Source organism: Citrobacter sp. RHBSTW-01013 (assembly GCF_013781985.1).
Taxonomy (GTDB): Bacteria; Pseudomonadota; Gammaproteobacteria; order Enterobacterales; family Enterobacteriaceae; genus Citrobacter; species Citrobacter braakii.
Map to the genome: position 1 here is coordinate 3,272,531 of NZ_CP056185.1, position 21,086 is coordinate 3,293,616.

The following is a 21,086-nucleotide window of genomic DNA, read 5'->3' on the forward strand; positions in this document are numbered from 1 at the left end:
TCGTCACCCTTTGTGCTGTTAACAGCACAAAGGATTTGGGAGCACTCGATATTACTCGCCTTTAGCTGCTTTGAAAGCTTCAGCCATTGCGTTGTTAGAGAAGTTAGCATCTTCCTGTTTGTTAACAGTTGCGATTGCATCTTTCTCATCAGCTTCGTCTTTAGCACGAACAGACAGGCTGATTGCGCGGTTCTTACGATCAACGCCGGTGAATTTAGCTTCAACGTCGTCGCCTACGCTCAGAACCAGAGTTGCATCTTCAACGCGGTCGCGGGAAGCTTCAGAAGCGCGCAGGTAACCTTCAACGCCGTCAGCCAGTTCTACGGTTGCGCCTTTAGCATCAACTGCAGTGACTTTACCGTTTACGATTGCGCCTTTCTTGTTCAGTGCAACCCAGTTGTTGAACGGATCTTCTGCGAGCTGTTTAACGCCCAGAGAGATACGCTCACGTTCTGCGTCAACCTGCAGAACAACAGCTGCGATTTCGTCGCCTTTTTTGTATTCACGAACTGCTTCTTCGCCTGCAACGTTCCAGGAGATGTCAGACAGGTGAACCAGGCCGTCGATGCCGCCGTCCAGGCCGATGAAGATACCGAAGTCAGTGATAGACTTGATTTTACCTTCAACACGGTCGCCCTTGTTGTGGGTTTCCGCGAACTGCTGCCATGGGTTGTTTTTGCACTGCTTCAGACCCAGGGAGATACGACGACGTTCTTCGTCGATATCCAGAACCATAACTTCCACTACATCGCCAACGTTAACAACTTTGGACGGGTGGATGTTTTTGTTGGTCCAATCCATTTCGGAAACGTGAACCAGGCCTTCAACGCCTTCTTCGATTTCAACGAAGCAGCCGTAGTCGGTCAGGTTGGTCACGCGACCAGTCAGTTTGGTACCTTCCGGATAACGCTTAGCGATAGCTACCCATGGATCTTCGCCCAGCTGTTTCAGGCCCAGAGATACACGAGTACGCTCGCGGTCGAACTTCAGCACTTTAACAGTGATTTCGTCGCCAACGTTTACGATTTCGCTCGGATGCTTAACGCGTTTCCATGCCATGTCGGTGATGTGCAGCAGGCCGTCAACGCCACCCAGATCAACGAATGCACCGTAGTCAGTGAGGTTCTTAACGATACCTTTAACTTCCATGCCTTCCTGCAGGTTTTCCAGCAGCTGATCGCGTTCTGCGCTGTTTTCGGATTCGATAACGGCACGACGGGAAACAACAACGTTGTTACGCTTCTGATCCAGCTTGATTACTTTGAATTCAAGCTCTTTGCCTTCCAGGTGCAGCGTGTCGCGGACCGGACGAACGTCTACCAGGGAACCCGGCAGGAACGCGCGAATACCATTCAGCTCAACAGTGAAGCCACCCTTGACTTTGCCATTGATAACACCAGTAACGGTTGCAGCTTCTTCGTAAGCTTTTTCCAGCGTGATCCAAGCTTCGTGACGTTTAGCTTTTTCACGGGACAGCAGGGTTTCACCGAAGCCGTCTTCTACTGCATCCAGAGCAACGTCAACTTCGTCACCAACCTGGATTTCCAACTCGCCCTGGGCGTTTTTGAACTGCTCTGCCGGAATGGCGGACTCAGATTTCAGACCAGCGTCAACCAGTACTACGTCTTTGTCGATAGCAACAACAACACCACGAACGATGGAACCCGGACGGGTTTCGATTTCTTTTAAGGATTCTTCAAACAGTTGAGCAAAAGATTCAGTCATGTTTAATCTTCAGGTTTCATATTTAACGTCCACCTGGCTCCATGCCGGATGGGGTTGTTTAACATACCCGCTGTCAATCCATTGCAACGGGGGTACTGCAAATTCGGTCGCACTTAAGCGAGTGCCAGTTTTTGGCGCGCGTATTGTAACGCTTTTTCAATCACTTGCTCAATGCTTAATCGGGTTGAATCCAAAACTAAAGCATCGGCAGCGGGAACCAGCGGCGCTACAGCACGGTTACGATCGCGGAAATCGCGTTCTTCGATCTCGGCCAAAAGGCGTTCAAAGTTAACACTAAAGCCCTTTTCCTGCAACTGTAGCATACGTCTATGCGCACGTTCTTGCGAGGAGGCGTCCAGGAAAATTTTCACTGGTGCATCCGGGAACACCACGGTCCCCATGTCTCGTCCGTCGGCAATCAGGCCGGGCGCTTCACGAAACGCGCGTTGGCGGCGTAACAGCGCTTCGCGTACGCGAGGAAACGCAGCGACCTGAGATGCGGCATTCGCTACTTCCTGGGTGCGGATTTCGCCGCTGACATCTTCACCTTCCAGAATGACTTCCAGGTTGCCGTCCGTTGAGATAAAACGCACATCCAGGTGTGAGGCAAGCGGTACCAGAGCATCTTCAGATGTGACATCAACATGGTGATGCAACGCTGCGAGCGCCAGTACGCGGTAGATCGCGCCTGAATCTAACAGATGCCATTGCAATGCTTCCGCCATTGCCTTGCACAAGGTGCCTTTTCCTGCACCACTTGGGCCATCAATGGTAATAACCGGGGCAATTGCCGTCATCTTTTTCTCCTTAAACGGGCATACGTTAACGTGAACGCCGCGCATTATACGCGCCAACGCTAATAATCGTTAACACAGAGTGTAAAAACCCGATTAGTCTGTAACGATGTGAGGAAGAATTGCGCAATTATAGCGGGCTGGCGAGAAACCAGCCCGGAAGATGACACTGATTTACTTTTTTCTGCAGCGATGCGCTCACGAATATGCGGAGCGCGATCGTCAGATGTGAGGGTCAGGCAGGTGTACTAATACGCGCCAGCTGTTCGAAATAATCCGGGAAGGTTTTGGCGGTACATTTAGGGTCCAGAATGGTCACCGGCGTGTCAGACAACGCCACCAGCGAGAAACACATCGCCATGCGGTGATCGTTGTAGGTCGCGATCTCCGCAAACTGTAACGTCGCCGGTGGTGTGACACGAATATAGTCTTCGCCCTCTTCAACGATCGCACCCACTTTACGCAACTCGGTCGCCATCGCAAACAGGCGGTCGGTCTCTTTGACGCGCCAGTTATAGATGTTACGTAAGGTCGTGGTGCCTTTAGCGAACAGCGCTGCCGTGGCGATGGTCATCGCCGCATCGGGAATATGGTTCATATCCATGTCTACCGCGTTCAACTCACCGTGAGTACAAGCAATAAAGTCATCGCTCCAGGTAATGGTCGCGCCCATTTTTTCCAGCACATCAGCAAAGCGGATATCACCCTGCATACTGTTTCGGCCAATCCCGGTGACTTTTACCGTACCGCCTTTAATGGCTCCTGCTGCGAGAAAATAGGAAGCGGAAGAAGCGTCACCTTCAACCAGATATGCACCCGGTGACTGATACTGCTGCTGACCCTGCACAATAAAGCGCTGGTAGTTCTGATTCTCAATTTCAACACCAAACGTTTTCATCAGGTTCAGTGTGATATCAATGTAAGGTTTGGATACCAGCTCGCCTTTAATGGCGATCGTCGTATCCTGCGGCGCCAGTGGCGCAGTCATCAGCAGCGCAGTCAGGAACTGGCTGGACACGCTGCCGTCTACCTCAACCTGTCCTCCGGTAAAGCCACCGCGCAGACGTAAAGGCGGATAGTTTTCTTGCTCCAGGTATTCAATGTTGGCTCCGCCCTGGCGTAACGCATCAACCAGATGGCCAATCGGGCGCTCTTTCATGCGCGGCTCGCCCGTCAACACGATGTCATTGCTGCCCAGACACAGCGCAGCGGCCAGCGGGCGCATTGCGGTTCCGGCATTGCCAAGGAACAGTTCCACTGCGCCTTCGGCATGCAGCGCGCCGCCATTGCCGATAATCTCGCAACGCGTACGGTCGGCAGAAAGGGTATAGCTAATTCCTAACGCATTCAGAGCATTAAGCATATGGCGGACATCATCGCTGTCCAGCAGGTTGGTCAGGACAGTGGTGCCATTTGCTAATGCAGCCAGCAGCAAAGCGCGGTTAGAAACACTTTTGGATCCAGGCAGATTGATGGTGCCATCCACCCGCGCAATGGGTTGTAACGTCAGGGATTCCATGAAACTCGACTCTCAAAAACAGACATAAAAACCCCACAGACTGGCTGTGGGGATGAAAATACAGCAGATTAACCGCGGCGGCGCTCGAAATCGACCATGAAATCGGTCAGCGCTTTTACACCTTCTAGCGGCATTGCATTGTAGATGGACGCGCGCATACCGCCGACCACACGGTGCCCTTTCAACGCGTGCAGACCCGCAGCGAAAGACTCTTCCAGGAAGAGTTTATCCAGTGCGCTGTCAGCAAGCTGGAACGGTACGTTCATGCGTGAACGGTTCGATTTTGCCACGTCGTTACGGTAGAAATCGCTGTTATCGATTACGCCGTACAGCAGTTCCGCTTTTTGCTGGTTAATTTTATCCATCGCGTTAACACCGCCCTGCTCTTTCAGCCATTTAAAGACCAGGCCAGACAGATACCAGGCAAAGGTTGGCGGTGTGTTGAACATGGAGTCGTTGTCATTCAGGACGGTATAGTCGAGGATTGACGGGCATGACACATGAGCCTTACCCAGCAAATCTTCACGTACGATGACAATGGTCAGCCCGGCCGGGCCGATGTTTTTCTGCGCCCCGGCATAAATTACGCCATAACGGCTCACGTCAAGAGGTGCGGAAAGAATGGTAGAGGACAGATCCGCCGTAACCACCACATTGCTGGCAAAATTCGGCGTTTCATCGATCGCAATGCCATCAATGGTTTCATTCGGGCAATAGTGCAAATACGCCGCGTTGTCAGAAAGCTGCCATTCGCTCATTGGCTTAACAGCACGCAGTCCGTCAACGGTGACTTTGGCGTCGATAACGTTTGGCGCACAGTATTTTTTCGCTTCTTTAATTGCGCTGGCGGCCCAATAACCGGCATCGACGTAATCCGCCGTGGTTTTGTCACCCAGAATATTTAACGGGATACCCGCAAACTGCCCGCGCCCACCGCCATGGCAGAACAACACTTTATAGTTGGAGGGGATGCTGAGAAGATCGCGAAAATCCTGCTCCGCTTCCTCTGCGACCTGGATGAATTCTTTGCCACGGTGGCTAATTTCCATCACCGACGTGCCAAGACCGTTCCAGTCGCGAAGATCCTGTTGAGCCAGTTTAAGTACTTCTGCCGGTAACATTGCCGGACCTGAACTAAAATTGAAGACCTGAGCCATTTCCCCTCACCACGTTGTGTTGTTGTCCAATCAACATCCTGTCATTGGCGATAATCCGGTGACAGACATTGGTATAAGTTATTCCTGTGGATATCGGTTTTATCATTCAGTGACACGCGCCGCAATGGGTAAAACTGGCCGGGGTAAAAATGTGTCATTGGTCACACAACAGAATCTATCGGATTGACGGGTAAAAACCGAGATTTTCGCTGTCAGGTGACCCGTTTTGCCCGACTGGCCTTCGACCATTCTGGATTTGCACAGCGTGGACATAATTGATGATCTCCGGCGTTCATTTGCACCACTTCACTACACCGTATACAGGCATAGTCCCCAGCTTCCGGTATCACTTTAAATCGCTGTGTACAGCGTTTAGGCAAAATACTGAGTCCCGGCTTTACGTCTTCATCAGCAAAGAAATAGACGCTGATTTGCCCATTAGTCTCCAGGATGGCCAGTCTCACCTGTCCCAATTGCTCCACGCCGTTCAAACGCAATTCCATAAAGAATTCGAATTCCGTCATATTGGCGCTATTGAGCTTCGACCATGCCAGCTCGCCGTCCTCAATGATCACAACGGGCTTGCCCTCCAGCAAATCCTCCATTTTCTCGCTATGCGCCATCAGCCACATAACCAGCCGATACAGCACAGCAAGCGTAATAAAGACCACCAGCACCGGCAGCATCGGGACATCATCATAAAATGCCACGTCTCCCGCCGCGGACCCCAGCGTAAGGATAATCAGCACTTCAAAAAGCGACATCTGGCGTACGCCGCGACGTCCGGTGATTTTTAAAAACAGAAAAACCAATATAAAGGTATAGAGGCTGCGCAGAGCAACTTCTCCCAGAAAATCCATGGGCACCTTATCCAGTACCATTCGGTGTAAATCGAAAGCTTTCATTATTATGCTCTAAACGTGGTTGGCTGTAGGAAAGCATAGCTAATACTTTTATTTACGTCTGAACTCCGGCGACGATAGCGCCATTCATTTAAAACCCGTATCATTGCGCGCTTTCCGTACGACAAAAGTGATTTTCATGACGCAAACATTTATCCCCGGCAAAGATGCCGCTCTGGAAGACTCCATCGCTCGCTTCCAGCAAAAATTGCTCGACCTTGGTTTTCAAATTGAAGAAGCCTCGTGGTTGAATCCCGTCCCTAACGTCTGGTCTGTACATATTCGCGACAAAGAATGCGCGCTGTGCTTCACCAACGGTAAAGGCGCGACGAAAAAAGCGGCGCTGGCTTCCGCGCTGGGCGAATATTTTGAGCGTCTGTCGACTAACTATTTCTTTGCGGATTTCTGGCTGGGTGAAACCATCGCCAACGGCCCATTCGTGCATTATCCGAACGAAAAATGGTTCCCGTTGACTGAAGAAGACGACGTACCAGAAGGTCTACTGGATGCTCGTCTACGTGCGTTTTACGATCCAGACAACGAACTGACTGGCAGCATGCTTATCGATCTGCAATCCGGTAATGAAGAACGTGGGGTCTGCGGCCTACCGTTTACCCGTCAGTCGGATAACCAGACCGTCTATATTCCGATGAACATTATTGGCAACCTGTACGTTTCTAACGGCATGTCTGCGGGTAACACCCGAAACGAAGCGCGCGTTCAGGGCCTGTCTGAAGTCTTTGAGCGTCATGTGAAGAACCGTATTATTGCGGAAAGCATCAGCCTGCCGGAAATCCCGGCCGAAGTCATGGCGCGCTACCCGGCAGTGGTTGAGTCCATCGCCAAACTGGAAGCGGAAGGTTTCCCAATTTTCGCCTACGATGGCTCGCTGGGCGGCAAGTATCCGGTGATTTGCGTTGTCCTGTTCAACCCGGCCAATGGTACCTGCTTTGCCTCCTTCGGTGCGCACCCGGATTTCGGCGTTGCGCTGGAGCGTACTGTCACTGAACTGCTACAGGGCCGTGGTCTGAAAGATCTTGATGTCTTCACCCCACCGACCTTTGACGACGAAGAAGTGGCTGAACACACTAACCTTGAAACCCACTTCATCGATTCCAGCGGCCTGATCTCCTGGGATCTGTTCAAGCAGGATGCTGACTATCCGTTCGTTGACTGGAATTTCTCCGGTACCACGGAAGAAGAGTTCGCCACCCTGATGGCCATCTTCAATGCTGAAGATAAAGAAGTGTATATCGCCGACTACGAGCACCTGAGCGTTTATGCGTGCCGCATTATTGTTCCGGGAATGTCTGACATCTATCCGGCTGAAGATCTGTGGTTAGCCAACAATGCCATGGGCGCCCATCTGCGTGACACTATCCTCTCTCTTCCGGGCAGTGAATGGGATAAAGAAGACTATCTCAATCTGATCGAACAACTGGATGAAGAAGGCTTTGACGACTTCACCCGCGTACGCGAGCTGCTCGGTCTGGCAACCGGTGCGGATAACGGTTGGTACACCCTGCGCATTGGCGAGCTTAAAGTGATGCTGGCGCTGGCCGGCGGCGACCTGGAGCAGGCGCTGGTCTGGACAGAATGGACGATGGAATTCAACGCCTCTGTCTTTAGCGCTGAACGTGCCAACTACTACCGCTGTCTGCAAACGCTGCTGCTGCTATCTCAGGAAGAAGATCGTCAGCCGCTACAATATCTGAACGCGTTTGTGCGCATGTACGGTGCCGAGGCGGTTGAAGCCGCAAGTGCAGCATTAAGTGGCGAAGCGCCGTTCTACGGGCTTCAAACTGTTGATAGCGATCTGCAGGCTTTCCCGGCGCATCAGTCTCTGCTGAAAGCTTACGAAAAACTGCAGCGCGCGAAAGCAGCACATTGGTCAAAATAGTGACAATCAGCCTGCGCTGAGTAGGCTAAAGGTATTGTCTGGGCTATATTACGGGGCGCTTAATGCGCCCTGTTTTTTATTTTGGTCAAATCAAAAAATAAATGTAAAAACAAGGTTAAATATTAGTAGTTGATATTAAGAAAATTAGCTTATTAATGTGGTTTTTTATCTCAATTACTCCATTTTAATTAACCGCCCCAGAGGAGACAGAAAGAAAAAATTCAACTCACTTTATAATTTTTAAAATTTATTTTTATTTGGATAATCAACAAGTTACACCGTAATCGCATAAAAACCATGCGCCTTACGGGCCTATAAGCCAGGCGAGATATGATCTATATCAAATTCTCATCTATAATGCTTTGTTAGTATCTCGTCGCCGACTTAATAAAGAGAGAGTTAGTGTGAAAGCTGACAACCCTTTTGATCTTATTCTTCCTGCTGCAATGGCCAAAGTTGCCGAAGAAGCAGGCGTCTATAAAGCAACGAAACATCCGCTTAAGACGTTCTATCTGGCAATTACTGCCGGTGTATTCATTTCAATTGCCTTTGTTTTCTATATCACCGCCACAACCGGTACCGGCACAATGCCTTTCGGCATGGCGAAGCTAGTAGGTGGTATCTGCTTTTCCCTGGGGCTGATTCTCTGCGTTGTCTGCGGTGCAGACCTCTTCACCTCAACCGTACTGATTGTCGTAGCGAAAGCCAGTGGCCGCATCACCTGGGGCCAATTGGCTAAAAACTGGCTTAACGTTTATGTCGGCAACCTGATTGGCGCCCTGATCTTCGTGTTACTCATGTGGCTTTCTGGCGAGTATATGACCGCTAACGGCGCGTGGGGTCTCAACGTCCTGCAAACAGCCGACCACAAAGTGCACCATACTTTTGTTGAGGCGGTAAGTCTTGGCATCCTGGCGAACCTGATGGTGTGTCTGGCAGTATGGATGAGCTATTCGGGTCGCAGCCTGATGGACAAAGCGTTTATCATGGTATTACCGGTCGCAATGTTTGTTGCCAGCGGTTTTGAGCACAGTATCGCAAACATGTTTATGATCCCTATGGGTATTGTAATTCGCGATTTCGCCACCCCGGAATTCTGGACCGCTGTTGGGTCTTCTCCGGAGAATTTTTCTCACCTGACCGTGATGAATTTCATCACCGATAACCTGATTCCGGTTACGATCGGCAACATTATCGGCGGCGGTTTGTTGGTCGGGTTGACATACTGGGTCATTTATCTGCGTGGTAACGATCATCATTAATCTGATGATGCCCATTACACGCAGTAAATAAAAAATCCACTTAAGAAGGTAGGTGTTACATGTCCGAGCTTAATGAAAAGTTAGCCACAGCCTGGGAAGGTTTTACCAAAGGTGATTGGCAGAATGAAGTAAACGTCCGTGACTTCATTCAGAAAAACTACACTCCGTATGAGGGTGACGAGTCCTTCCTGGCTGGCGCAACTGATGCGACCACTGCACTGTGGGACAGCGTGATGGAAGGCGTTAAACAGGAAAACCGCACTCACGCGCCTGTTGACTTTGACACCTCCGTTGCTTCTACCATCACTTCTCACGACGCTGGCTACATCAACAAAGCGCTCGAGAAAATTGTTGGTCTGCAGACTGAAGCTCCGCTGAAACGTGCGATCATTCCGTTTGGCGGCATCAAAATGGTTGAAGGTTCCTGCAAAGCGTACAATCGCGAACTGGACCCGATGCTGAAAAAAATCTTCACCGAATACCGCAAAACCCACAACCAGGGCGTATTCGATGTTTACACCAAAGACATTCTGAACTGCCGTAAATCCGGTGTTCTGACTGGTCTGCCAGATGCCTATGGCCGTGGCCGTATCATCGGTGACTACCGTCGCGTTGCGCTGTACGGTATCGACTACCTGATGAAAGACAAATACGCTCAGTTCGTCTCTCTGCAGTCCGATCTGGAAAACGGCGTAAACCTGGAAGCCACTATCCGTCTGCGTGAAGAAATTGCTGAACAGCACCGCGCACTGGGTCAGATCAAAGAAATGGCTGCTAAATATGGCTGCGATATCTCTGGTCCGGCAACCAACGCTCAGGAAGCTATCCAGTGGACTTACTTCGGCTACCTGGCCGCGGTTAAATCTCAGAACGGCGCAGCAATGTCCTTCGGTCGCGTATCCACCTTCCTGGATGCCTACATCGAACGTGATATCAAAGCAGGCAAAATCACCGAGCAAGACGCTCAGGAAATGATTGACCACCTGGTCATGAAACTGCGTATGGTTCGTTTCCTGCGTACCCCTGAATATGATGAACTGTTCTCCGGTGACCCGATTTGGGCAACTGAATCTATCGGTGGTATGGGCGTTGATGGCCGTACTCTGGTTACCAAAAACAGCTTCCGCTTCCTGAATACCCTGTACACCATGGGTCCTTCTCCGGAGCCGAACATCACCGTTCTGTGGTCTGAAAAACTGCCTCTGAACTTCAAGAAATTCGCCGCTAAAGTGTCCATCGACACCTCTTCTCTGCAGTACGAGAACGATGACCTGATGCGTCCGGACTTCAACAACGACGACTACGCTATCGCTTGCTGCGTAAGCCCGATGGTTGTTGGTAAACAAATGCAGTTCTTCGGTGCGCGTGCAAACCTGGCGAAAACCATGCTGTACGCAATCAACGGCGGCGTTGATGAAAAACTGAAAATGCAGGTTGGTCCTAAATCTGAACCGATCAAAGGCGACGTTCTGAACTTCGACGAAGTTATGGAGCGCATGGATCACTTCATGGACTGGCTGGCTAAACAGTACGTCACTGCACTGAACGTTATCCACTACATGCACGACAAGTACAGCTACGAAGCCTCTCTGATGGCGCTGCACGACCGTGACGTTATCCGCACCATGGCGTGTGGTATCGCTGGTCTGTCCGTTGCTGCTGACTCCCTGTCTGCAATCAAATATGCGAAAGTTAAACCGATTCGTGACGAAGACGGTCTGGCTGTCGACTTCGAAATCGAAGGCGAATACCCGCAGTTTGGTAACAACGACTCTCGCGTTGATGACATGGCGGTTGACTTGGTAGAACGTTTCATGAAGAAAATTCAGAAACTGACTACTTATCGTAACGCTATCCCGACTCAGTCTGTTCTGACCATTACCTCTAACGTGGTTTATGGTAAGAAAACCGGTAACACCCCAGATGGTCGTCGTGCTGGCGCGCCGTTTGGACCGGGTGCTAACCCAATGCACGGTCGTGACCAGAAAGGTGCTGTTGCCTCTCTGACTTCCGTTGCTAAACTGCCGTTTGCTTACGCTAAAGATGGTATCTCTTACACCTTCTCTATCGTTCCGAACGCACTGGGTAAAGATGACGAAGTTCGTAAGACCAACCTGGCTGGTCTGATGGATGGTTACTTCCACCACGAAGCGTCCATCGAAGGTGGTCAGCACCTGAACGTGAACGTCATGAACCGTGAAATGCTGCTGGATGCGATGGAACATCCGGAAAAATATCCGCAGCTGACCATCCGTGTTTCTGGCTACGCAGTACGTTTTAACTCCCTGACTAAAGAACAGCAGCAGGACGTTATTACTCGTACCTTCACTCAGACCATGTAATTGGTTTTGACTGAAATCGTACTTTAAAAAGCGTACAATAAAGGCTCCACGTAAGTGGGGCCTTTTTAATAGCCTGCTTTGTCAGCTATCTATACTTATGGATAGCAGCCAAAACAGACTCGACACAGTTAATAACTGTGCACTAACACTGGCCCCGGATGGGCCACACCTGGAGAAACACCGCAATGTCAGTTATTGGTCGCATTCACTCCTTTGAATCCTGTGGCACTGTTGATGGCCCGGGCATCCGTTTTATTACCTTCTTCCAGGGCTGCCTGATGCGCTGCCTGTATTGTCATAACCGTGACACATGGGATACGCACGGCGGCAAAGAAGTCACCGTCGACGAGTTAATGAAAGAGGTCGTGACCTACCGCCACTTTATGAACGCCTCCGGTGGCGGTGTGACAGCGTCCGGTGGCGAAGCTATCCTGCAAGCTGAATTTGTACGCGACTGGTTTCGTGCCTGTAAAAAAGAAGGTATTCATACCTGTCTGGATACCAACGGTTTTGTTCGCCGCTACGATCCGGTGATTGATGAATTGCTGGAAGTCACTGACCTGGTGATGCTCGATCTCAAACAGATGAATGATGAAATCCATCAGAATCTGGTGGGCGTATCTAACCATCGTACGCTTGAGTTCGCACGTTACCTGTCCAATAAAGACATCAAGGTGTGGATCCGCTACGTCGTTGTGCCTGGCTGGTCTGACGATGACGACTCCGCGCACCGCCTGGGCGAGTTTACCCGCGATATGGGCAACGTAGAGAAAATCGAACTGCTGCCATACCATGAGCTGGGCAAACACAAATGGGTGGCAATGGGTGAAGAGTACAAACTTGACGGTGTTAAGCCACCGAAGAAAGAGACCATGGAGCGCGTGAAAGGCATTCTTGAGCAGTATGGTCATAAAGTAATGTACTAAGGTATGACGACCACGGCGTCGCAGCGCTCTGCTTGAGTAGCGCGACGCCAACGTTCGATGCCTACGACATAAAATATTCTGAAAGTTTATTGGTCACGCTTTCAATAGAGAAAATACGTTTCTGGTGTGCTTTACGACACTGCACGTAACGCTCATCCTGCTCTTCCAGAGCACTGAGTATGCGATCCGCCACCATCATCGCACCAGCAATTTCAGCAAAACCAGACTCACCTTCCCCCTGTAACGCAACCGCCGCCTGCAAATTCCAGTCAGAAAGCCGATTTAATGGCGCAAACGATCCGCGAGTTAACGAGAGAATTTTTATGCCTTGTTCCTTCGCTAGCGTCAGCGACTGCATCATATCGGTAGAGACTTGTTCTGTATGAATAACGATAATCCCTGTTTTTTGGCTGTCCGCCAACGGAGAGATAGCCGCCGGATAAAATCGGTCGATATAACTGGCTATTTTCCCCATCTGCACCAGATTGATTTGCAGGAATAACGCCACCGGCACCGCAGTACCTACCGCATAAATTGCAATATTACTGAGCTGATTTAACCAGGTCGCAACCGCCTGCAACTCTTTGCTGTCGATGATGGCATTGCTGTCACAAACGCTTGCCAGTACCGCCGCCGTCTCCTCACTTCCTCCATCATTCGGCCGTGCAGCTCCTTGCTCCAGTGCAAGAGCCGTTCTGAAATCAGAAAACCCCTTAAAACCAAAGGCACGGCAAAAACGAGTGATGCTCCCCTCACTGGTATCAATAGAATCGGCCAGCTCGGTTATCGTATGCCGCATCACAAAATCAGGATTTTCAGTGATAAAACGCCCTACCTTTTCCAGGATCGGACTCAGCTCTGAAGCCCCATTTCTTATGTTAATCAATAAATTAGTATCTATCTGACTCATTTTTCGCCTTTTTGCACAAAATGCAAATGCTGTCACATACTTTGCCCGGCTTTGCGATAATAATTTTTATCGCACCAATGATAATTAAAAATAATTATTTTTACAAACAGGAGAACGTCTAATGAAAGGTCTGATCGTCTGTCGTACCGGTATGGGCAGTTCGCTAATGCTGAAAATCAAAGCCCAAAAAGTCATCGATAAACATGGCTGGGATATCGATCTTGAACACGATGTCCTGTCAGGGCTACGAACCTGGCAAAACATCGACTTCGTGATCACCATGAGCGACCTGACCGATGAGGTAGAAGCCGCCGGGTTCAGAGCAATCGGTATCACCGATCTGATGAACAGCGAAGAAATGGAATCTGCGCTCACCAGCGTTGTTCAAAACAACTAACCTCTCCGGGGGAAATATGGATCTCCTAAAGTTCATTGTATTCGACATTTTGGGTGTAACCCCACTTTTAGTTGGCTTTATTGCGCTAATTGGTTTGCTTATCCAGCGTAAACCCATCGAAAAAGTGCTTTCAGGTACCTTTAAAACCATCGTCGGATTTCTGGTATTTGCCGGCGGAGCAGGGATTGCGGTGACATCCTTAGGTAATTTTCAGACCTTATTCAGCGATGGATTCGGTCTGAAAGGTGTGATGCCGTTAGCCGAAGCGTTAACTGGGCTGGCACAAACCAAGTTTGCCATGTGCGTTTCACTCATCATGGTCGTTGGTTTCGGCTGGAACTTGTTTTTTGCCCGCGTAACGCCGTTCAAATACATCTTCCTGACGGGCCAACATAATCTGTATCTGTCTGCCCTCTTAACCGTTACGCTTAAGGCGCTTGGCTACAGCGATGTAACAACAATTATCGTCGGTTCCATACTGCTGGGGCTTGCAGCCTGTGTCTATCCAGCTATCGCTCAGCCGTGGATGCGTAAGATTACCGGTAATGATGAAATCGCGATGGGTCATTACGTTACTCTGGCCTACGCGCTATCGGGATGGATCGGTTCGAAAGTGGGTGATCCTAAGCAGTCAACAGAAAAGCTAAATCTTCCCGGATGGTTGGGGATTTTTAAAGACTACATCGTCTCCGTGTCCATCTCTGTCAGTATTTTCTATTACATCGCGGCGCTTGCCGCAGGCGAAGAAGCGGTAACAGCCGCCGCCGGTGGAATGCATTGGCTGGTTTATCCGCTATTCCAGTCACTCACGTTTACCGCATCGCTTTATATCATCATCACCGGCGTTCGCTTGCTGTTGTCAGAAATAGTCCCGGCATTTCTGGGCATCTCTGAAAAATTTATCCCGAACGCCAAACCCGCACTGGATTGCCCAGTCGTCTTTCCGTACGCCCCAACCGCCACCGTTTTAGGTTTCATCTCTTCCTTTGTGGGTGGATTGGTGGTTATGGGGGTACTCGCATTAATTGGGCAAACGGTCATTATCCCCGTCGCCATCCCCTACTTCTTCATTGGTGCTACCGCCGCCGTCTTCGGTAATGCGTCAGGAGGCTGGAAAGGGGCCATCGCCGGTAGCTTTGTCACTGGCATATTAATTGGTATTGGCCCGGCACTCATCTATCCCATCATGGAATCGGTGGGATTGTCCGGTACTAGCTTCCCGGAGACAGATTTTGTCGCCCTCGGCTTAGTGGTTTATTACATCGGCAAAATGTTGCCCTGATAAGGAATGAACATGAATATTGATGAATTGAAATCCCATGCGCTGGCTGCTCGCCGGGATATTGTCACCATGATTTATGAATCAGGCATTGGCCATCCTGGCGGTGCATTGTCCATCATCGACATTCTGACCTGGATTTACGATCAAGAGGTGGACTTCTCCTGCGCCCCTCGCGCTCGCGTGGTCATGAGCAAAGGTCATGCGGTTGCTGCTCAGTACGCCATGCTGCATCAAAAAGGCAAAATTGAGCGCAGCGAATTTAATACTTTTCGACAAATTAACTCACGTTTACAGGGGCACCCTAGCATCAAATCTCTGCCCGAAGTCGATGCAACAACCGGCCTGCTGGGCCAGGGATTATCTATTGCCTTTGGTATGGCGGCGGCCAAAAAACAGCGGGGGGAATCACAGCGCGTTTTCGCCATCATTGGCGATGGCGAAATGCACGAAGGGCAAATCTGGGAAACGCTACAACAGGCAGGCCATATGAAGATGGATAACCTGGTGGCGATTATCGACTACAACGGTTTTTCCTCCCACGACCCCGTTAACCAGGTGGTGAATCTGGAACCTCTGGCCGACAAAGTGCGTCTTTTCGGCTGGCACGTACTCGAACTCCATAACGGTAACGATATGCATCAGGTTGCCGACACGCTGATGCTTTCACGCCATCTGAAAGGAAAACCTGTCGCCATTATTGCGCATACCACCAAAGGCAGTGGCGTTAGCTATATGGAAAATAACGGTGACTGGCATTCAAAAACCCCAACCACCGAACAATATCAGCAGGCTATGGAGGAGTTGCAGTGATGAAAGCCCCACGTGATGAAATTGGTAACGCACTCATTGCCCTGAAAAAAAAGGGCTATCCCATTGTCGCCATTGATAGTGATTTAGCCAGCTCCACCCGCACTGACCAGTTCCAGGCCGTCTATCCAGACGCTTTCTTTGAAATGGGTATTGCGGAAGGATCGGCAATGAGCTTTGCCACTGGCCAGGCGTTGGAAGGAAATATTCCGTTCTACGTTAACTTTGCGATGTTTGTGACAGGCACCGCCTGGACTCAACTGCGCCAGGCATGCTACGCCAAAGCTAACATTAAATTAGTTGGTAGCCACCCAGGAATGGATGATGGACCTGACGGCGCATCGCATCATGCGCTGGAAGATCTGGCCCTGACGCGCGTACTGCCGGGGCTCACAATTCTGACGCCTGCCGACGCTGAAGAAGTTGAGGCCGCATTTGAACAGGCAGTAAACATTCCCGGTCCGGTCTATATTCGCGTAGCCCGAGAACCGATGCCCGTGCGCGATAAATCTGCCGTTCCGCGAGTGACCGATATCGCCACCGTGGAGGACTCAGGCAATGATTTCGCCATTCTCTATGAAGGGACCGTTCTGGAGCAGGCAAGCGCAGGTTATGTGCAACTGTGCGCCCAGGGAAAACGTGGCAAGCTGATTCACGTCGCCATGCTAAAACCGTTTAACCGCCAGCGCTTTCTGCAACTGATTGCCAGTTGCCCGCAGATCGCAACGATTGAAAATCACACGATCACCGGTGGGCTTGGCGGACAGGTTGCTGAAGTATTGGCGGAGGAAGGATTAACCACGAGATTAATCCGACTGGGGACACAAGATACGTTTACGGAATCAGGCAATAGCCGCCAGTTGAAAGAGAAATACGGTATTTCGGCGACCGCACTCTTTGAAGCCCTCAGATAGTTCGGGTTGGCAGGCCGCAATGCGGTCTGCTGCTCTGAAATAAGGAGAACACAATGACATCTGCGCTATTTTCTGCCTGTCAGTTTCGTAAACAATGCTACTCCTGGCAGGAGGCCGTGACGCTGGCTTGCCAGCCTCTGGAAGAACTGGGCGCGATTACGTCCGCCTACGCACAGGCAATCATCCGTGAAACAGAACAACTGGGACCGTGGTACATCCTAAGCCCTGAGTTTGCCCTACCGCACGCTCGTCCGGAAGAAGGAGTGATAAGCAGTGAGACACATCTGTCGCTCTTGTGTCTGAAAGAGGCGGTGCCTTTTCCAGGGCATCCAGATGTGCGGTTAATTATTGTCCTGGCGGCTGCCAGCAGCACCCGACATATTGAAATGATTCAAAAACTGGTTTGCTGGCTGGATGAAGGGGAGCATTTACAACAGCTGACGAGTATGACCAGTCAGGCGCAGCTTCACTGCACGCTGAAAGCATGCGAATACCTCGCAACTTCCGGCATACCCGCAATGGGAAAATGAGTCACGGTATGCAAACATTTTGCCTTGCATACCGTCTGGCGCGCTTTATACGTGAGCCACCGGAGTCGGCGTATGTCTGGCGCTACGCAACAACATCAGCAGATAAATAAACGATACACTGGCAATCATAATGAATAACAGATTATCGGAATAATTCTGCATCAGCATTGCGGTGAATGAAGGACCCAGCAGGCTGCCAACGGTATAGCTTAATAACAATGCCTGATTCATGGCGACCAGCTGATGATGTTCAACCTTTTCACAGGCCCAGGCCATCGCCACCGGATAGAGGGTAAAACCTGCCGCACCCAACATAAACAACGCAGGCGCCATCGCCGCCTGATTCAGCATGGCGATACTTCCGACGATAACCACGAAGACCTGGACGCGTAAAACCAGCAGGCGTCCCAGCTTGTCTGCCAGGCGGCCAATCGGCCATTGCCCCAGAATACCGGCGCTAACCAGAACCGCCATCCAGAAACCAATGCTGGCGTTGCTCACCCCTTGATGGTTGAGATACAGCGGCATCAGGCCATACAAAGACCCCAGAACAATCCCAGAAATAATACAGCCGTTAACGCCCAGACGCGCCTGCCGCAGCTTCAGCATGGAGGTAATAGGAGTAGACTGCTGTTCATCACCCTGCTGATTGGCAATGCGCGTAAAGAGCAATGGCAAAACACCAGCCAGGATCGTACCCGTCACCCACGGCAGGACGTTCATCAATTCTGTTGATACTTTACTAACCAGTAGCTGGCCTAAAAACGTCCCCACGTAATAGATCATCATATAGGCGGCAAGCAAGCGTCCGCGATTACGCGAATTCCCGCTGCACATCAGCGCACTTTCCACTACCACCCAAATCATGGCGCAGCCAACACCGGCGATAAAACGCCAGGTCATCCAGCTCCAGAATCCCACCATAACCCCAAGGCCGATACAGCCCGCGGCAAAAATAAGCGAGGCAATGTAATAGCTGCGATTAAAACCAAGGTATTTTATTAAATACCCGGTCAGCAACGTCCCTACCAGATTGCCCGTAAAGTAGGAAGAACTCACCACACCTACCTGCCAGGTGGGCAAATTTTCATGGGCGAGCCAAAGCGGGACGAGCGTGTTTAACACGGCGATCGCCAGGGTCAGCAGAAGCAGCCCGCACAGCAACAGCATGACGGGACGGGTATAGATGGACATGAATAAAAACCGTGAGGAAGTTCAAATTTCATGCGAATCATGACACTGCCAAAAACATTGTCAATCGGCGCAATCAAAGGGCTGAGGCGCTTTCCGGACGATCGATTTGCATTACTGATTCTTAATGTGAATAGATAAAAAACACAAAAACACATCTGCTTGTTTTTATTGATCTAAAACAAAAATCTCGCGTTGCGTTCAGTCGAAAAATTTCATGGACTCCCCTTACTTTTATTTCTTACTAAACTCTATGCGGGATGCAGATCTGCATTGTCTTCAAAATAGAACAGTGAGTTCTTATTTAGGTATCTAATCCATATATCGTTCTTTCTGTAGACTTAAACTCATCAAATTTCCCCCACTGATGCTGAACAGGAGAAATATCATGACTAAACCTTACGTAAGACTTGATAAAGATAATGCGGCAGTACTGCTGGTCGACCATCAGGCTGGCCTGCTCTCTCTGGTTCGGGATATCGATCCCGATAAATTTAAAAACAACGTGCTTGCCCTCGGCGACTTAGCAAAATACTTCAAACTCCCAACCATTCTGACAACCAGTTTCGAGACAGGACCAAACGGGCCACTGGTACCGGAACTGAAAGCTCAATTTCCCGATGCGCCTTATATTGCTCGCCCCGGAAACATTAACGCGTGGGATAACGAAGATTTCGTGAAAGCAGTGAAAGCGACCGGTAAAAAACAGCTGATTATTGCCGGTGTCGTGACGGAAGTTTGCGTTGCTTTCCCTGCGCTCTCGGCTATTGAAGAAGGTTTTGATGTCTTTGTCGTAACCGATGCGTCGGGTACGTTTAATGAAATTACTCGCCATTCAGCATGGGATCGGATGTCCCAGGCCGGTGCTCAACTGATGACGTGGTTTGGTGTCGCATGTGAGTTGCATCGCGACTGGCGCAACGATATCGAAGGTCTGGCGACGCTGTTATCTAATCACATTCCTGATTATCGCAATCTGATGACCAGCTACGACACGTTAACTAAACAGAAGTAAAAAACCGGGGCTATGCCCCGGTTTGTCATTTAGCTGGCAACCGCCATACCGACGGTCATATGCAGCCCGTAGAACACGCCACGACCAATCAACTCGCCGACTAACAGCAGAATAAACGCGACGGAAAGCAGCGGAACTGCAGGCTGGTAGCCTTTCACTTGCGGTACAATCCAACAGCACAGCGCTAATGCCAGAGCGACAATCCGCCACGCCATCAGCGAGCCGTAATCTGGAACCAGCGCAGACGCCTGTTGAATGGAACTGTGGATCGTCGCCAGTTCAGCCCCCTGCATTACAGACATGATGGCGCTCACGACCAGAGCAAGCACTGAAATAGCCGGCAACAGGCGCATCGCCCAACCGTCCACGCCAGCAATTCTCAGCAACAGATATCCCAGCAGCGGACCGCCCATAAACATCGTCAGGAAGAAGCCCAGCGGCGTCCAGATGCTGTACCAGGTCGGCACGGTATCGATGGTGTTATACACGCGCACCATCATCCAGACAAAAATCACGCCCAGTACCATGGTGACAACTAACCACAGATTGCGTAATACGGGCGACATTTTTTTCAACGTTGCCAGCAGCCAGCCGATGCCGCCAACGGCAAAGAAGATTGAGCCGCTGGCAATTTCATTACTCAACGCAGAAGATCCTACACGATTGAGTGAGTTAAAGGCGCGCATCGGTGAGCCCAGGTGGAGCATGGAAGCAATAAAGCCAATGCCCATTAATACCCACAGCCCGAACATGCAGGCAATCACGCGCTGCTGCGATTCAGGGCGTAAGTCCCCTTTCATCAACGCCAGCGCCAGAACGATAAAGCCACCAACTACACACTGTCCGAAGACAGTGAAGATCATCAGCGGCCATTCATGCCATCCACTTCCCATCTTACACCTCCTTCGGATTGGCCAGATAACCTGTAGTATCCCCTGTCGGGCGGCTATTGGCGTTAGGTTTGATGACAATACTTGGTTTGGTAAAGTGCGCGCCCGGCAGTGGCGCTACCGCAGCCAAAGTACCGTGTTTTTTGCGCAGCTCTTCAATCGGACCAAAATCCAGCGCACGCAGTGGGCAGGACTCCACGCAGATAGGTTTTTTGCCTTCAGCGACGCGCTCATGGCAGCCATCACATTTAGTCATATGCCCTTTTTCAGCATTGTACTGCGGCGCGCCGTAAGGACAGGCCATGTGGCAATACCGGCAGCCAATGCAAACATCTTCGTCGACAACGACAAAACCATCTTCACGTTTGTGCATCGCGCCGCTCGGACAAACCTTGGTACAGGCTGGATCTTCACAGTGGTTACACGCAATGGAGAGGTAATAAGCAAAGACGTTCTGATGCCAGACGCCGTTGTCCTCCTGCCAGTCGCCGCCTGCGTATTCATAAATGCGGCGGAAGCTGACTTCCGGGGTTAAATTTTTGAAATCTTTGCAGGCCAGTTCGCAGGTTTTGCAACCGGTGCAACGGCTGGAATCAATAAAAAATCCATACTGGGTTGTCATC

The 21,086-nt window shown here is 50.5% G+C and carries 19 protein-coding genes; 10 read left to right on the top strand and 9 right to left on the bottom strand.

Going from position 1 to position 21,086, the window contains the following annotated elements; translation table 11 throughout:
* Window positions 1–51 precede the first annotated feature (51 nt).
* From rpsA to HV350_RS15860, 5 genes are all read right to left on the bottom strand, one after another.
* On the bottom strand, window positions 52–1,725 hold the full coding sequence (gene rpsA / locus HV350_RS15840) for a 30S ribosomal protein S1 (protein WP_003035776.1): 1,674 nt from the start codon (window positions 1,723–1,725) through the stop codon (window positions 52–54).
* A 113-nt stretch (window positions 1,726–1,838) separates the two neighbouring features.
* Window positions 1,839–2,522: a (d)CMP kinase gene (gene cmk / locus HV350_RS15845; RefSeq protein ID WP_016152447.1), complete on the bottom strand. Its 684-nt coding sequence runs from the start codon at window positions 2,520–2,522 to the stop codon at window positions 1,839–1,841.
* A 232-nt stretch (window positions 2,523–2,754) separates the two neighbouring features.
* Entirely contained in the window at window positions 2,755–4,038 is a 1,284-nt protein-coding gene (gene aroA / locus HV350_RS15850; RefSeq protein ID WP_181628882.1) for a 3-phosphoshikimate 1-carboxyvinyltransferase, read from the bottom strand.
* Between the two features lie 68 nt (window positions 4,039–4,106).
* Window positions 4,107–5,195 carry a 3-phosphoserine/phosphohydroxythreonine transaminase gene (gene serC, locus HV350_RS15855; protein WP_049043001.1) on the bottom strand — a complete coding sequence of 363 codons (1,089 nt, stop codon included), beginning with the start codon at window positions 5,193–5,195 and terminating at the stop codon, window positions 4,107–4,109.
* 212 nt (window positions 5,196–5,407) lie between these two features.
* Entirely contained in the window at window positions 5,408–6,100 is a 693-nt protein-coding gene (locus HV350_RS15860) for a DUF421 domain-containing protein (protein ID WP_016156114.1), read from the bottom strand.
* Between the two features lie 136 nt (window positions 6,101–6,236).
* Between HV350_RS15860 and ycaO the strand changes: the two genes are divergently transcribed.
* The 4 genes from ycaO (at window position 6,237) to pflA (ending at window position 12,527) form a co-directional block, all read left to right on the top strand.
* The gene (ycaO, locus tag HV350_RS15865) at window positions 6,237–7,997 is read left to right on the top strand and encodes a 30S ribosomal protein S12 methylthiotransferase accessory factor YcaO (protein WP_047414124.1); all 1,761 of its coding nucleotides are present in this window, start codon (window positions 6,237–6,239) and stop codon (window positions 7,995–7,997) included.
* Window positions 7,998–8,401: 404 nt separating this feature from the next.
* Window positions 8,402–9,259, top strand: coding sequence for a formate transporter FocA (gene focA, locus HV350_RS15870; protein WP_003831909.1), 858 nt, complete (start codon window positions 8,402–8,404; stop codon window positions 9,257–9,259).
* Window positions 9,260–9,318: 59 nt separating this feature from the next.
* Window positions 9,319–11,601 (top strand): formate C-acetyltransferase, encoded by a 2,283-nt coding sequence (gene pflB / locus HV350_RS15875; protein ID WP_016152441.1) that lies wholly within the window; start codon window positions 9,319–9,321, stop codon window positions 11,599–11,601.
* A gap of 185 nt (window positions 11,602–11,786) precedes the next feature.
* A complete protein-coding gene (pflA, locus tag HV350_RS15880; RefSeq protein ID WP_003035751.1) occupies window positions 11,787–12,527 on the top strand; it encodes a pyruvate formate lyase 1-activating protein in 741 nt (246 codons plus the stop codon).
* Between the two features lie 61 nt (window positions 12,528–12,588).
* Here pflA and HV350_RS15885 read toward each other — a convergent pair whose 3' ends face one another.
* Window positions 12,589–13,437, bottom strand: a complete 849-nt coding sequence (locus HV350_RS15885; protein WP_016156113.1) for a MurR/RpiR family transcriptional regulator — start codon at window positions 13,435–13,437, stop codon at window positions 12,589–12,591.
* Window positions 13,438–13,558: 121 nt separating this feature from the next.
* Between HV350_RS15885 and HV350_RS15890 the strand changes: the two genes are divergently transcribed.
* Genes HV350_RS15890 through HV350_RS15910 form a run of 5 tightly spaced genes read left to right on the top strand, consistent with a single transcriptional unit; the run spans window position 13,559 to window position 17,367 of the window.
* Window positions 13,559–13,834: a PTS sugar transporter subunit IIB gene (locus HV350_RS15890; RefSeq protein WP_016152439.1), complete on the top strand. Its 276-nt coding sequence runs from the start codon at window positions 13,559–13,561 to the stop codon at window positions 13,832–13,834.
* Window positions 13,835–13,850: 16 nt separating this feature from the next.
* Window positions 13,851–15,116 (top strand): PTS ascorbate transporter subunit IIC, encoded by a 1,266-nt coding sequence (locus HV350_RS15895; protein WP_046274698.1) that lies wholly within the window; start codon window positions 13,851–13,853, stop codon window positions 15,114–15,116.
* Between the two features lie 12 nt (window positions 15,117–15,128).
* Window positions 15,129–15,926 carry a transketolase gene (locus HV350_RS15900; RefSeq protein ID WP_016156111.1) on the top strand — a complete coding sequence of 266 codons (798 nt, stop codon included), beginning with the start codon at window positions 15,129–15,131 and terminating at the stop codon, window positions 15,924–15,926.
* On the top strand, window positions 15,926–16,837 hold the full coding sequence (locus HV350_RS15905) for a transketolase C-terminal domain-containing protein (RefSeq protein ID WP_181628883.1): 912 nt from the start codon (window positions 15,926–15,928) through the stop codon (window positions 16,835–16,837). Before HV350_RS15900 ends, HV350_RS15905 begins: the two co-directional genes overlap by 1 nt.
* Before the next feature lie 53 nt (window positions 16,838–16,890).
* Window positions 16,891–17,367: a PTS sugar transporter subunit IIA gene (locus HV350_RS15910; protein WP_047359387.1), complete on the top strand. Its 477-nt coding sequence runs from the start codon at window positions 16,891–16,893 to the stop codon at window positions 17,365–17,367.
* A 45-nt stretch (window positions 17,368–17,412) separates the two neighbouring features.
* Here the strand turns inward: HV350_RS15910 and HV350_RS15915 are convergent, their stop codons facing one another.
* Complete coding sequence (locus HV350_RS15915) at window positions 17,413–18,561, bottom strand: MFS transporter (protein WP_181628885.1); 1,149 nt, start codon at window positions 18,559–18,561, stop codon at window positions 17,413–17,415.
* Window positions 18,562–18,946: 385 nt separating this feature from the next.
* On the opposite strand from HV350_RS15915, the gene ycaC reads away from it, so the two are divergent.
* Complete coding sequence (ycaC, locus tag HV350_RS15920) at window positions 18,947–19,573, top strand: isochorismate family cysteine hydrolase YcaC (protein WP_181628887.1); 627 nt, start codon at window positions 18,947–18,949, stop codon at window positions 19,571–19,573.
* 29 nt (window positions 19,574–19,602) lie between these two features.
* Here ycaC and HV350_RS15925 read toward each other — a convergent pair whose 3' ends face one another.
* Entirely contained in the window at window positions 19,603–20,466 is an 864-nt protein-coding gene (locus tag HV350_RS15925; RefSeq protein ID WP_046274694.1) for a dimethyl sulfoxide reductase anchor subunit family protein, read from the bottom strand.
* A 1-nt stretch (window position 20,467) separates the two neighbouring features.
* Entirely contained in the window at window positions 20,468–21,085 is a 618-nt protein-coding gene (locus HV350_RS15930; RefSeq protein WP_003035741.1) for a DMSO/selenate family reductase complex B subunit, read from the bottom strand.
* Between the last annotated feature and the right edge of the window lies 1 nt (window position 21,086).